This is a genomic window from Pseudomonas sp. 15C (assembly GCF_055484735.1).
In genome coordinates this window covers 47,252-60,532 of record NZ_JBUDGD010000012.1, presented here as the reverse complement: position 1 = coordinate 60,532, position 13,281 = coordinate 47,252, and the positions used below count along the sequence as shown (strand labels likewise).

General features: G+C 57.1%; 15 protein-coding genes. 12 read left to right on the top strand and 3 right to left on the bottom strand.

Annotated elements, in window-relative coordinates; genetic code table 11:
* Window positions 1-474 precede the first annotated feature (474 nt).
* The 3 genes from fdxA to ACYYKW_RS09230 form a co-directional block, all read right to left on the bottom strand.
* Window positions 475-798, bottom strand: a complete 324-nt coding sequence (gene fdxA / locus ACYYKW_RS09240) for a ferredoxin FdxA (protein WP_090282025.1) — start codon at window positions 796-798, stop codon at window positions 475-477.
* A 163-nt stretch (window positions 799-961) separates the two neighbouring features.
* The gene (mutS, locus tag ACYYKW_RS09235; RefSeq protein WP_172833347.1) at window positions 962-3,529 is read right to left on the bottom strand and encodes a DNA mismatch repair protein MutS; all 2,568 of its coding nucleotides are present in this window, start codon (window positions 3,527-3,529) and stop codon (window positions 962-964) included.
* A 100-nt stretch (window positions 3,530-3,629) separates the two neighbouring features.
* Entirely contained in the window at window positions 3,630-4,790 is a 1,161-nt protein-coding gene (locus tag ACYYKW_RS09230) for an acyltransferase family protein (RefSeq protein ID WP_093104219.1), read from the bottom strand.
* A gap of 287 nt (window positions 4,791-5,077) precedes the next feature.
* Here ACYYKW_RS09230 and ACYYKW_RS09225 point away from each other — a divergent pair, with 287 nt between their 5' ends.
* The 12 genes from ACYYKW_RS09225 (at window position 5,078) to ACYYKW_RS09170 (ending at window position 13,213) form a co-directional block, all read left to right on the top strand.
* Entirely contained in the window at window positions 5,078-5,812 is a 735-nt protein-coding gene (locus ACYYKW_RS09225) for a LexA family transcriptional regulator (RefSeq protein ID WP_336355205.1), read from the top strand.
* Between the two features lie 549 nt (window positions 5,813-6,361).
* Window positions 6,362-6,784 carry a tail fiber assembly protein gene (locus ACYYKW_RS09220; RefSeq protein WP_332762513.1) on the top strand — a complete coding sequence of 141 codons (423 nt, stop codon included), beginning with the start codon at window positions 6,362-6,364 and terminating at the stop codon, window positions 6,782-6,784.
* A gap of 158 nt (window positions 6,785-6,942) precedes the next feature.
* Window positions 6,943-7,284, top strand: a complete 342-nt coding sequence (locus ACYYKW_RS09215) for a phage holin family protein (protein ID WP_093104213.1) — start codon at window positions 6,943-6,945, stop codon at window positions 7,282-7,284.
* Between the two features lie 311 nt (window positions 7,285-7,595).
* Window positions 7,596-8,087, top strand: a complete 492-nt coding sequence (locus ACYYKW_RS09210) for a phage tail tube protein (protein WP_464989962.1) — start codon at window positions 7,596-7,598, stop codon at window positions 8,085-8,087.
* Window positions 8,088-8,095: 8 nt separating this feature from the next.
* Complete coding sequence (locus ACYYKW_RS09205; RefSeq protein ID WP_093104205.1) at window positions 8,096-8,446, top strand: phage tail assembly chaperone family protein, TAC; 351 nt, start codon at window positions 8,096-8,098, stop codon at window positions 8,444-8,446.
* A 29-nt stretch (window positions 8,447-8,475) separates the two neighbouring features.
* A complete protein-coding gene (locus ACYYKW_RS09200) occupies window positions 8,476-8,730 on the top strand; it encodes a hypothetical protein (protein WP_093104203.1) in 255 nt (84 codons plus the stop codon).
* Window positions 8,731-8,786: 56 nt separating this feature from the next.
* Window positions 8,787-10,013, top strand: a complete 1,227-nt coding sequence (locus ACYYKW_RS09195) for a phage tail tape measure protein (RefSeq protein WP_093104200.1) — start codon at window positions 8,787-8,789, stop codon at window positions 10,011-10,013.
* 37 nt (window positions 10,014-10,050) lie between these two features.
* A complete protein-coding gene (locus ACYYKW_RS09190; RefSeq protein WP_093104197.1) occupies window positions 10,051-10,389 on the top strand; it encodes a phage tail protein in 339 nt (112 codons plus the stop codon).
* 66 nt (window positions 10,390-10,455) lie between these two features.
* Window positions 10,456-11,139, top strand: coding sequence for a phage minor tail protein L (locus ACYYKW_RS09185; RefSeq protein WP_093104194.1), 684 nt, complete (start codon window positions 10,456-10,458; stop codon window positions 11,137-11,139).
* A 2-nt stretch (window positions 11,140-11,141) separates the two neighbouring features.
* Window positions 11,142-11,933, top strand: a complete 792-nt coding sequence (locus ACYYKW_RS09180) for a C40 family peptidase (RefSeq protein WP_093104191.1) — start codon at window positions 11,142-11,144, stop codon at window positions 11,931-11,933.
* Window positions 11,934-11,971: 38 nt separating this feature from the next.
* Window positions 11,972-12,577, top strand: coding sequence for a tail assembly protein (locus ACYYKW_RS09175; protein WP_464989961.1), 606 nt, complete (start codon window positions 11,972-11,974; stop codon window positions 12,575-12,577).
* A gap of 30 nt (window positions 12,578-12,607) precedes the next feature.
* On the top strand, window positions 12,608-13,213 hold the full coding sequence (locus ACYYKW_RS09170) for a tail assembly protein (RefSeq protein WP_093104186.1): 606 nt from the start codon (window positions 12,608-12,610) through the stop codon (window positions 13,211-13,213).
* Window positions 13,214-13,281 lie beyond the last annotated feature (68 nt).

Here is a 13,281-nt window from a genome sequence, read left to right as displayed (position 1 = left end):
AGAAGCCCCGACCGGTTCGGGGCTTTTTGTTGTCTGTAGCAAATACGGCGGATTGTGATGCGGTCTAAGGGCTGGATGAGCGAGATGTAGTCTCGCTCTGTAAGCCAATGCTTACTGTTTCGTAAGTGTTCGATATTTTTACAGTGTGGCGGACGGCTATTCCGCTTGTCGATGTCACGTAATGCACTGATAAAAAAGCATATTCCTGATTATTAAAAGCTCATGACAGTAATTTCTGGCGCTTGAGGCCGATTGTCCCGTTCTGGAAAATCATTAGTATCTGAACTGTGTCGACGGACAGACACGCCCTTCAAGGAGGAGGGGAATGGACATCGCAGGACGTGATTCATCAGGACGATGAAAGGGAATACAGGGAATAGGGAAAAAATGTGGGCGGGTCATACCGCCCCTTTTTTTGCCTGCAGAAAAGCAAAAAGGCCCGCGAGGGGCCTTTTCTTTCGAGCGCGGGGCAGATCAGCGTTCGAGCTGTTCGATCTTGTTCTGTTTGCCATCCCACTCTTCAGCATCCGGCAATGGATCTTTCTTCTCGGTGATGTTCGGCCAGATTTCAGCCAATTCAACGTTCAGCTGAATGAAGTTTTCCATGCCGGCAGGGATTTCATCTTCCGAGAAGATGGCCACAGCAGGGCACTCTGGTTCGCACAGTGCGCAGTCGATGCACTCGTCCGGGTGAATCACCAGGAAGTTCGGGCCTTCGTAAAAGCAGTCCACCGGACACACTTCTACGCAGTCGGTGTACTTGCACTTGATGCAGTTGTCGGTGACGACGAAGGTCATTTCTAATTTTCTCCTCAGGCGGCGGCAGCGTTGCCCCTTCACGGTTGGGGTCGCCAGGTTCGGGAGCGATACCTGCTGGCCAGGCTATGAGCCAGCAGCATCCCGAACCGCGCGAGATTCTAACAGCTTGAAGCGATTTGCGTTATATCCGCTTCTTCAGTGCTTATATCCGGTTCTTCAGTGCATAGAGCATTTCGAGTGCGCGGCGCGGGGTCATGTCATCCAGGTCAACTTTCGCCAGTTCATCCAGCACCGGATGCGGCAGGCTGGCGAACATATCGCTTTGCTGCGGCGCTGCGGGTTTGCCTTTGGCGGCCGGTTTCGGCGCCTCATGGGGCAGCGCGGTGTCTTCCAGACGACTCAGATGCTCACGGGCGCGCACGATCACTTCGCTCGGCACGCCGGCCAGTTGCGCCACGGCGAGGCCATAACTCTGGCTGGCCGGTCCCGGCAGCACGTGGTGCAGGAACACGATGCGCTCGTTGTGCTCGGTGGCATTGAGATGCACGTTGGCCACCAAGGGTTCGGCCTCTGGCAGTACGGTCAGTTCAAAATAGTGCGTAGCGAACAGCGTATACGCACGCAGGTGCGCCAGACGTTCAGCCGCAGCCCAGGCCAGCGACAGCCCATCGAAGGTGCTGGTGCCGCGACCGACTTCGTCCATCAGCACCAAGCTGCGTTCGGTGGCGTTGTGCAGAATGTTGGCGGTTTCACTCATCTCGACCATGAAGGTCGAACGGCCGCCGGCGAGGTCATCGCTGGAGCCAATCCGGGTGAAGATGCGGTCCACCAGTGACAATTCGCAACTGGCCGCCGGCACGAAGCTGCCAATATGCGCCAGCAGTACGATCAGTGCGGTCTGCCGCATGTAAGTGGATTTACCGCCCATGTTCGGGCCGGTGATCACCAGCATGCGCGTGTTGTCATCCAGGCTCAGGTCGTTGGCCACGAACGGTGTCGTCAGCACTTGCTCGACCACCGGATGGCGGCCCTGAGTAATGCGCATGCACGGTTCGCTGACGAAGCGCGGGCAGTTCAGGTCGAGGTTCAGTGCACGTTCGGCGAGGTTGCTCAGCACATCCAGTTCGGCCAGCGCGCCAGCGGTGTCCTGCAGCGGCGGCAACTGGCTGATCAGGTCTTCGAGCAGGGCTTCGTAGAGCATCTTTTCACGGGCCAGGGCACGGCTCTTGGCGGACAGTGCCTTGTCTTCGAACTCTTTCAGCTCCGGGGTGATGAAGCGCTCGGCACCCTTCAAGGTCTGGCGGCGAATATAGTCCGCTGGCGCCGACTCGGCCTGCTTGCTCGGCAGTTCGATGAAATAGCCGTGAATGCGGTTATAACCGACTTTCAGATTGGCAAGGCCAGTGCGGGCTTTTTCCCGGGCCTCAAGATCGATCAGGAACTGACCGGCGTTTTCGCTCAGCGATTGCAACTCGTCCAGTTCACTGTCGTAACCGGTTTTCAGCACGCCGCCGTCGCGGATCACCGCGGGCGGGTTGTCGATGATGGCTTTCGCCAGCAATGCCGCCAGTTCCGGGTAGGTGCTGGTGATGGTCGCCAGATTTTGCAGGTGCGGCGCCTCCAGATCGGTCATCGCCGCTTGCAGTTCCGGCAGTGCACCCAGTGCATCGCGCAGACGCGCAAGGTCACGCGGTCGCGCATTGCGCAGGCCGATCCGCGCTAGAATGCGCTCGATGTCACCGATTTCCTTGAGCTGCGGTTGTAGCTTTTCAAAGCGATAGCGATCAAGCAGGCACGTGATCGAGGTCTGACGCGCCAGCAACACGGTCAGATCGCGCAACGGGCGGTTCAGCCAGCGGGTCAGCAAACGGCTGCCCATGGCCGTCTGGCAACGATCAACCACCGATTGCAGGGTATTATCGCGACCGCCCGCCAGGTTGGTGTCGAGCTCCAGGTTACGTCGGCTCGCACCGTCGAGTACCACCGTGTCATCCAGCCGTTCGTGACGCAGGCTGCGCAAGTGGGGCAGGGCGGTGCGCTGGGTTTCCTTGGCATACGCCAGAAGGCAGCCGGCGGCGCCGATGGCCAGCGTCAGGTTCTCGCAACCGAAGCCTTTCAGGTCCTGCGTGGAAAACTGCTGGCAAAGGCTTTTCAACGCCGAGTCGCGCTCGAAATCCCACGGTGCACGACGGCGCACGCCACGGCGTTTTTCCGCCGGCAGGTCTTTCGGCCAGTCATCCGGAATCAGCAGCTCAACCGGATTGACCCGCTCCAGTTCCGCCAGCAGGTTTTCCCAGCCCTTGATCTCCAGCACGGTGAAATTGCCGCTGGTGATATCCAGCACCGCCAGACCGAACAGACGCTCGTCACCCAGCACCGCCGCGATGAGGTTGTCGCGGCGCTCATCGAGCAACGCTTCGTCGCTGACCGTTCCCGGTGTGATGATCCGCACCACCTGACGCTCGACCGGGCCTTTGCTCGTAGCCGGATCGCCGACCTGCTCGCAGATCACCACCGACTCGCCAAGCTTCACCAGTTTCGCCAGATAGCCTTCCGCGGCGTGGTAGGGAATGCCGCACATCGGAATCGCCTGCCCCGCGGACTGGCCGCGCGCAGTCAGAGTGATGTCGAGCAGCTTGGCGGCCTTCTTCGCGTCCTCATAGAAGATCTCGTAGAAATCGCCCATGCGGTAGAACATCAGCTGATCCGGGTGCTGATTCTTCAGTCGCCAGTATTGCTGCATCATCGGGGTGTGGCTGGAGAGATCCATATTCAAAGGCTTGGCTCTTTCGGTATCTGGCAAGGGTCAAAAATCCGCAATTCTACCGCGTTTTTTTTGACCCTGCCGAAGCGACGGCCGACAGACTCTTTCAGGCCAGAGCGAATCGGCCCTTGAGATTGCGCGACAATTTTTCCCCGTGCTTTCTCATCGGGTTTTCGATGAAGCGGTAATTGAACTCGGAGAACAACAGCGTGATTGCCACGAACATTGTTATATAAAAAACGGTGTAACCGCCATCGAACGGTGTTGGCGCTGGGTTGCCTGGTTGGGAGAAAAACCAGTGTCGAACCAGTGACAGCGCAATCACATGAGTCAGATAGATGGCATAAGAGCGCGAGCCGATGTAGTTGCAAAAAGCCGCGATGGCGCTATTGGCCGTCAGATAGTTGTTGTTATAGCTGGCAATCCAGACCAGCAAGGCCGAGCCGACCGCCGTCAGCCCCATTGCGAAAGGCAGGGGCGGGTTGGGCGCGGTGAGCCGAGCAAGAAAGGCAATCATGCCGGCAAGCAATAACAGAACGAGCCAGCCGTTCTTCAGAAAGCCGGGCTCAAGACGTTTGTAACTTTCGCTGCCGTGCCACAACGCCAACAGAACGCCGAGAGAAATGGCATCGGTGCGAAAGGCCCAGAGTTCAGGAGTCGGGCGAATCAGTTGGCGGGTCAAAAAGAACTGCGCCAGGAATATCACAATGAACACTGCGGGCATCCAGCGCCGCCCCGCGAGCACTGCAATGATCGGCAGCACCAGATAAAACTGATTCTCCAGTGACAGGCTCCAGTAGATGCCGGCGTCGCCAAGGGTGCCGGTGTCACGGCTGACCGCATACACCACGTTCATATACTGCAGGGCAGCAGCCAATGCCGAATGGACGAATATCTCCAGCTGCAGAAAAACCCCTCTGCCGCCGTACAGCCAGGAAAGCAGCAGCGACACGCCGATCCAGAACAGGGCAGACGGCATCAGACGCCAGAATCGCCGTACCCAGAACGGGACACTCAGCTCCAGCACGTCACGAAGACTGCGGTTGGACGGAATTTCATTGGCAATGGACTTGGTAATGATGAACCCGGAAACGCAGAAGAAAATATCCACGCCATAACCGAAGCGGTAATCCGCCAGCACCTGCCAATAGACCGATTGCGGCGAAAGGATCAGGGCAATATGGGCGAAGATGACAAGGACAATTGCCAGCGCGCGCAGCGCTTCGATATCGCTGTTCTTGCGCTGCTTTACATGGGGTGTGGTCATGGTCGGCTCAGTATGGATCGATCGCTCGACAGTCGAGTGCTGCTGGGTGGGCCATAGGCGACAGTCGTGGGTTTTGGCTGAAGTCGTACCAGCGTCAAAGTCAGTGATGATGCTGATTGGAATAGGGGGCTTCTGAAACGTCTGTAGGATGTTTCTCTAGCTGCGTAAGATTAACACGGCCGGAAGGCCCTACGCAGGCGCGCGTCCTATTGGAATTTCAGCGTTTATGCATTTTTTATGCGAAACAGCATTTGTATTCGCAAAAGACTTCGAGCACTATGCGCGTTATGCAAAAACGCAACGTAGCCTCCGTCTTAAGAGCACTGCTCGATCAGCACGGGATCTCCCCCACGGAGCTCCACCGTCGCACCGGCGTGCCTCAATCCACTCTCTCGCGGATTCTCAGCGGGAAGATCGTCGATCCTTCGGATAAACACATTTCGAAAATCGCCGAATACTTCGGCGTGAGCACTGATCAGCTGCGCGGGCGCGCGGACGTCGCGGCGATGTCCGGCGGCGGGCGTGATGACGTGCATGCGGAACTCAAGGACATAAGCCTGTGGGACGACGACACCCCTGTCGATGACGACGAGGTGTCGGTACCCTTTCTTCGTGAGGTTGAATTGGCTGCTGGATCAGGAAGATTCGTCATCGAAGAGAGCGAGCGCTCTAGCCTGCGCTTCGGCAAGCGCAGCCTGCGCCATAACGGTGTGCAGTTCGACCAGGCCAAATGCGTGACGGTACGTGGCAACAGCATGTTGCCGGTGCTGCGCGATGGCGCCACCGTCGGTGTGAATGCGGGCAAGTGCGGTATTGGCGACATCATCGATGGCGACCTTTATGCGATCAACCACAACGGCCAGTTGCGAGTGAAACAGCTCTACCGTCTGCCGACCGGGATCCGTCTGCGCAGCTTCAATCGCGATGAGCACCCGGACGAGGACTACAGCTTCCAGGAAATCCAGGAAGAGCAGATCGTCATCCTCGGCCATGTCTTCTGGTGGGGCATGTACGCCCGCTAAGCCCACCACTTTCAGATAAACCCGCCCCTCGGCGGGTTTTTTTTCGCCTGCACAAAACCGGCAAACCCCTTTGATATCAGGGCTTCCATGCATCCGTGCATTCTTGATGCATAAATAAATGCATTTACGCATTGACTGTATATGCATTCATGCATATTCTTGCCACCAAGCCGCTCGACAAAGCGGCTGGCAAGACAAGCTCTTTAGTTCCACAAGCACAGGCAGCGATGAACCGGCCTCAACGGTTCAGAGGGTTGGCAACTGACCCGGGTGTGCAGCGTAAAGCACCAGAAGCAGTTATCCGGCGGGCAGGGACCGCGGTCGGAAAAACAATCTGAATGGACTCGTACCGCGCCAGTAGCGCCGAAAAGTCAGCTTCCTTCTTGAACACAGGATTTGAAGGAAGGCGAAGGAGCGCATTACTGAAAAGCCTGGCGTGCAAGCGCCGGGCTTTTTGGAATGCCAACCGAGGCTCACCTGTTGCCTTAACGGTCTTTGACGGTGCAGGGCGATACACCGCTCACCAAACTTAAAGAAAAGGAAACCACCATGCGCCGATATGGACGCGTTGATCAGGATCGAATCGTCGAGTTTTTCGAAACGGACGGCGACATCAGCCAAATGTTTCACCCCAGCATCATCTGGGCGGAAGTGACTAACAACCCAGAGGTTCAACTCGGTTGGGTAGCCACTAAAACCGACGGTGTCTGGACTTTTGCCGAATACGTACCACCGCCGCCGACCGAGCAAGAGCTGATCGCTCAGGCTCAGCAGCAAAAATGGCAGTTGCTGAACAATGGCGCCTACTGGCTGCTGCTCAACTCCTTTCAATACAAGGCTGACACTGGCGTGGCCACGCCTGAAGAGCAAGCGCAGTTGCTGGCGCACAAGCAGTACTCGATTGCAGTCAGCGACATCGACAAGCAGCCGGGTTATCCGGCCAATATCGTCTGGCCAACCGCGCCTTATTGATCAGGTCAGCGCATCGTTTGCTCTCGATGCTCCACCTGTTCGGGTCTGTATTACTGAAAAGCCTGGCCTGATCGCCGGGCTTTTTGGAATGCCTACCTGGAATAGACATTGTTTGAATTCAACTCTCATCCATCACCCACTACCAACGGAGGCGTGACATGACAAACGAGCAACAAGCGTTGGCGGACATGCCGATCTGGCTGGTCATCCTCCTGGCCGTGGTCGGCGGAGTGTCCGGCGAAATGTGGCGCGCGGACAAGGAGGGCGCCCGCGGCTGGTCATTGCTACGGCGCCTGGCCTTGCGCTCCGGCGCCTGCATGATCTGCGGCGTGTCGGCGATCATGCTGCTGTATGCCGCGGGACTATCCATATGGGCTGCCGGCGCATTCGGCTGCCTGACTGCCATGGCCGGCGCCGACGTGGCCATCGGTCTTTACGAACGCTGGGCTGCCAAGCGCATTGGCGTCTGCGAAGTGCCGCCGCGAGAGTCCTCCGACTGATCAATAATCCATGCGAAGAGAAAACTGACTATGAATGACGAAGATCTGGCCGCGCTTAATAGATTGATCGGAGCACTGCAATTACAGGCTGACAGCCAGGCGGCATTGAATGCCTCCATACGCGTACTCGCTCAGAGTAACCAAGCCTTGGTAGACCTTATCAAGAGTCGGGAGCCGGACCCCAACGCACCGCCTTATCTGGATGGTACGCCCGCACCCTGATTCGTCTGCTTCAAGCCGTTGAGGCAATACCAACCGAGTTTCACCCCCAACCCCGCATTTGCGGGTTTTTTGTTCATGGAGAACGCTAGATGTCGATCCTTACCCAAGGTACCCAAATTTTCGCCCTAGTACCGCCGACCACTGGCACCGGTGCTTACACCGTGCTGGAGATTGAGCACGCTACATCCTTCGATCCGGGCGGCGCTCCGGCAGAGCAGATTGAAGACACCAGTCTCAATGCCGAAGAGCGCACCTATAAAAAAGGGTTGCGTACACCAGGCACCGCGAGCCTGGGCCTCAACGCTGACCCAACTAACGCCAGTCACATTCGTCTGCATCAACTGTCTGAGGCCAATGGCGATACCGGCATCAAATGGGTTGTGGGTTGGTCCGACGGAAAAGGTGTCGCGCCTGCAGTGAACAGTAAGGGCGATGATTTTGAGTTGCCGACGACACGCACCTGGTTCACTTTCGACGGTTATGTGTCGGACTTCCCGTTCAACTTTGCACTTAATGCCGTTGTCACCACTACCGTCACTATTCAGCGTACCGGTGGGTCCGCCTGGATCAAGAAAGCCTGAGATCAGCCATGAACCTCAAACAACTGAAAGCCAAGGGCGGCATCGTCGACGGTCAGCCGGTTAAAAAAGAAGTGAGTTGGACTCATCTCGATAGTCAATCGGGCAAGGAAGTCACTGACACTTTCACTTTGCACATTCGCCGCCAGTCGTTCGGCGTGATTGAGCGACTGTTCGCCCAAGGTGAAAACGAACAGAGCCGGAACGCGAGTTACATCGCGGCGTCGGTCTCGTTGGGAGCCGAAGGCGCGGAGGCACTTTCCTACGACGACGCCTACAACCTCGAACCTTCGTTAGGGTTTCTGTTGCTCAACGCAGTCAATGAGGTGAATGGCACAGGCGGTAGCGCAGTAAAAAACTGACTGCCGCCGATGAGTTCTGGCACGAACTGGTGCTGAACGGAGTCGGCGGCCGCACGATTGCCGAAGCCAAGGAACGCATGACCTACCAGGAAGCGTTGGCATGGGGTCGATACATCGATAGATATGGATCGCTTCATACCGGTAGGCGGCTGGAGGCGAGTAGCGCAATGGTTGCGCTACAGACCCACCGGCTGGGCGGCGGTCTGGCGGAAATGCTGGACTTCATGCCTCATGAGCAGCGTCAGGGGCTTTCCCTGGAACGTGCGATTCAGGAGTGGCAATAGCCAGAAATTCATATGACCCGTTTCGGCGGGTTTTTTCATAGCCCGGAGAAACGCACATGGCAGTTACTTCCTCTGCAGGTTTGACGCCGAACCTCGACGGCCTTGAACAAGCCTGGACTCAGGCGTCACGTATTACCGAACAAAAACTGCGTCAGATGCAAAAGCAGATCGAGGATGCCGCAAAGAAAATCGGCGTGACGCTGCATGCGTCGGCCAACTCGATTGCGCAAGCGAACATCGCTACCTATGTCGATGTTCAGCAGCAAGCTGCCAAGCAAATCAACTATTCAGACGATTTCGACAAGCTGCGCAGTAATGGTGCTCTTGCTGCCGCGCAACTCGGAATGGGGTCACGGGAAAGTGAGCGTGCGAAAGCGTTGAATGACATCGACCAAAAATATGCGTTGGCACGCAAGGCGCTGGACACGCCCACGGCTGGAGGCATCGCACCTCAGGAAGGTGCCGATTACGGCACGTCGCTCGACAAGTTGAAAGCCGAACATGAGCAGATGACTCTTCAGGTTCAAAGCAACTACGAGTCGATGACCGAGGCTCAGGGTAACTGGATCAACGGGGCCACTTCGGCCTGGGATGATTACCTGACCAGCTCCAACAATGTTGCAGCCAAATCCAAGACAGTGTTTACCAATGCGTTCAACACCATGGGCGATGCGGTTTCGACATTTGCGCTGACAGGCAAGTTTTCGTTTTCCGATTTTGCCAAATCGGTGCTTGGAGACATGGCCAAACTGGCGGCTCAGACAGCGATGTCCAAAGGTCTGAGTTCGTTGTTCGGTCTGGTCGGAACGGCGGCGACGTCGCTGTTTGGTGGTGGTAGCGCACCTGGGGTGACGACCGCCAAAGTAGGGGCGGACACCACCATCTTCAACCCGGCTTTATCGCTTGGGTCGGATTTCAGATACACCGGATACGCCAAGGGCGGTGCCTTTACAAACGGCGTTGCTACGGGGCCGATCCTGGCGCCGATGGCCATGTTTGGCGAAGCCGGAGCAGAGGCCATCATGCCGCTCAGTCGAGGTTCCGATGGCTCCCTCGGCGTGCAGGTGCAGGGCGGCGCATTGGGCGGTAACAGCAACCATCAAGTAGTCATCCAGCAAACCATCAATGTGGGTGACAGTTCGGGGGGGAGCGTAGCAGGCGACATGAACTCGCAAACCGTCGCCAAGGCCTACGCCGGTGCCGCCAAACAGGGCGCCGCCGAACAGATTGCTCGTGACCTTAAACCGGGTGGGCAAATCTGGTCCGCCATTAACGGCCGCTGACCATCAGCGGCTGCAACCACTCGCACCCGGAGAAAACATGAGCACGGAAACATTCAGCTGGCTTCCAAAAGTACAGCCTGTCGGCAATGTCGAGTTTCGCCTCAAGTCGGCAAAGTTTGGCGACGGCTATCAACAGGTGGCCGCAGACGGCCTCAACAACAAATCACAATCCTGGCCGCTGACCTTCGTCGGTGACGAGGCGCGGATCAAATCCATTGTGCAGTTTCTTGATCGTCATGCTGGAGCCGCGCCTTTTTACTGGACGGCACCGCTGGGCGAGCCGGCCCTGTATCGCTGCAAAGGTTATCAACCGACTCCGATGGGAGCAGGTCTCTACACGTTGGTAGCCACCTTTGAGCAGGCATTTCACCCGTAAATCGGGGTACGCCTGACGCGAAACCCACCCTGCCTGGTGCGGGGTTTTCTTTGCCCGGAGATTCAAATGTCCATTACTGCAGATATCCAGGCGCTGGAACCGGGCGCCTGGGTCGAGCTGTTTGAACTCGATGCCACCAGCCTCGGCGCCGAGCTATACCGATTCCACGGCTATCCACAGCAAGCCTCGATTTTCTGGCAAGGCCTGGAGTATTCACCCTGGCCCATTCAGGCCGAAGGCTTTGAAATGACCGGGCAGGGCACACAACCGACTCCATCGCTTTCGGTCGGTAACGTCGGTGGTTTCATCACTGCTCTGGTGTTGTATTTCGATGATCTGGTCGGGGCTCGGCTGATCCGTCATCGCACGCTGGGCAAGTATCTCGATGGTCAGCCTGAAGCCGATCCCGAAGAAGAACTGCCGCCAGATGTCTGGTACATCGAGCGCAAGGTCAGTGAAGACAGTGAAGTGGTGAAGTTCGAACTCGCCAGTGCACTGGACTTCAACGGCGTACAACTGCCGCGTCGGCAAATCGTTGCCAACGTCTGCTGGTGGCTCAGTTGTGGTGGTTATCGCGGTCCGTACTGCGGCTACAACGGCGGCCCCGTGGCGGACGCCAGTGATGTAATCGTCAGCGACGCGGCCAGGGACAAGTGCGGTGGACGCCTGAGCAGCTGCAAGCTGCGTTTTGGCGAAAACAATCCACTGCCATACGGCTCGTTTCCGGCGGCGGGTCTGATTCGGAGCTGATCATGAACAAGACCACACTGGCCTCTATCGAGCGTCATGCCATCGCGCAGTATCCCGACGAATGCTGCGGTTTGCTGATTCGCGAGGGACGCAGACAACGTTATGTGCCGTGCCGCAATACTGCGACGACGCCCAGTGAACACTTTCGTCTGGCACCACAAGACTACGCAGCGGCCGAGGAGTGCGGCGAGATCCTCGCCGTCGTTCACAGTCATCCGGATTATCCGGCGACGGCCAGCGAGGCAGACCGGGTTTCTTGTGAAGCCTCTGGGTTACCTTGGCACATTCTCGAAGTGCGCAAGGATGATGCGGGGCGGGTTTGCAAGGGTGAACTGGTCACCATCACACCCAGTGGATATCTGGCGCCCTTGATTGGGCGCGCATTCGTTCATGGGGTACATGATTGCCTGAGCATCATTCTTGACTATTACCGACGAGAAATGGGTATCGAACTCGGTGACTATGACCGCGAGGACGGCTGGTGGGATAAAGGCGCAAATCTCTATCTGGAGAACCTGCCCGCCGCAGGTTTTGAACAGGTCAGCCAATTGCAGCAGGGCGATATCGTGCTGATGCAGATTCGTTCCCCGGTGCCCAACCATGCCGCCATTTATCTCGAAGATGGCGTACTCAAGGCTGAGCCTGATCACTTCCCCGCGCCGGGTTCAATCCTGCATCACCTTTATGGGCGAGACAGCCGGCGAGATACCTATGGCGGATATTGGGCAGAAGTGACGGTGAGCTGTTGGCGGCATCAATCGAAAGTTACTCATCACCAGCCCCTGATTCAATGACTGAAACCTGACTGGAGGTCTTCTCCTGGAGCTGTGAAATGCATCAGCAAAAACTTAGGACTATTCGCCTTTACGGCACCTTGGGTGCCAGTTTTGGTCGCGTGCACCGGCTGGCTGTGAACAACGCCGCGGAAGCCATTCATGCCTTGTGCATTCTGGTTCCGGGGTTCGAGCGCTTTCTGATGGAGTCCCGGGACCGGGGGCTTACGTACTCGATTTTCCTGGGCCGCGACAACGTTGGCCAGGACCGGCTCAAAGCACCGAGTGGCGCAATTGATATTCGTATTGCACCAATGGTTATTGGCAGCAAGCGAGCGGGCTCATTGCAGACGGTTGTCGGTGTCGTATTGATCGCCGCAGCAACATTTTTCACCGGTGGTTTTGCTGGTATTGCCGCTGGTGGTACTTGGGGAGCGGTGGGGTCTGTAGGCATATCCATGGTGATTGGGGGCGTCATGCAGATGCTTTCTCCACAAGCCAAAGGCCTGGGCGCCCAGGACGGCCCTGCCAATCGAGCCAGCTACAGTTTCAACGGCCCCACCAATACCAGTGCTCAAGGCAACCCGGTAGGTCTGCTTTACGGCCAGGCCATTGTCGGCAGCGCAGTTATCAGTGCCGGGATCTACGCGCAGGATCAACTGTAGCGAGCGGCTTTTTTACTGCCGGAGAAATCTATGGCAATGCAAACAGATCAACAAAAAATTCAGACGGTGCTGTTATCCGGATCCCTGGCGCGATTGTTTGGGCGCAAGCATCGTGTGACAACTTCCGGCGGGTTGCGGGACGTCATGGGTTACTTCAAGCAGTTCCCCGGTTTCGAAAGGTACATGAACGAAAGCGCTGGCAAAGGGCTTCGGTTTGCGCTGTTCAACGGTCGAGAAAATCTTTCGCAAGATGAACTGGGTAAGCCTACCGGCAAAGAAGTGCTGCGAATTGTGCCGGTCATCGCAGGGTCAAAGCGCGCAGGATCACTTCAAACCATTGTCGGCAGTGTGATGATCGCTGCCGCATTCGTACTGTCGTTTACGCCATTCGCCGGTGCTTCACCTTTTCTGTATCAAATGGGAACCGCGATGGTGATCGGTGGCGTTTTGCAAATGCTGTCCCCCCAAGCGAAAGGCCTGGGGTCTCAGGACAGCCCAGCCCATCGCGCCAGCTACAGCTTCAACGGCCCGGTCAACACCGGCGCCCAAGGTAATCCGGTAGGTCTGTTGTATGGCCAGTTGGTCGTCGGCAGTTCCGTGATCAGCGCAGGTATCTACGCGCAGGATCAACTCTAGCGTTCGATCTTTTATTGACGTCCACCCAACCCGCCCTGTGCGGGTTTTATTTCGCCTGAAGGAAAGCC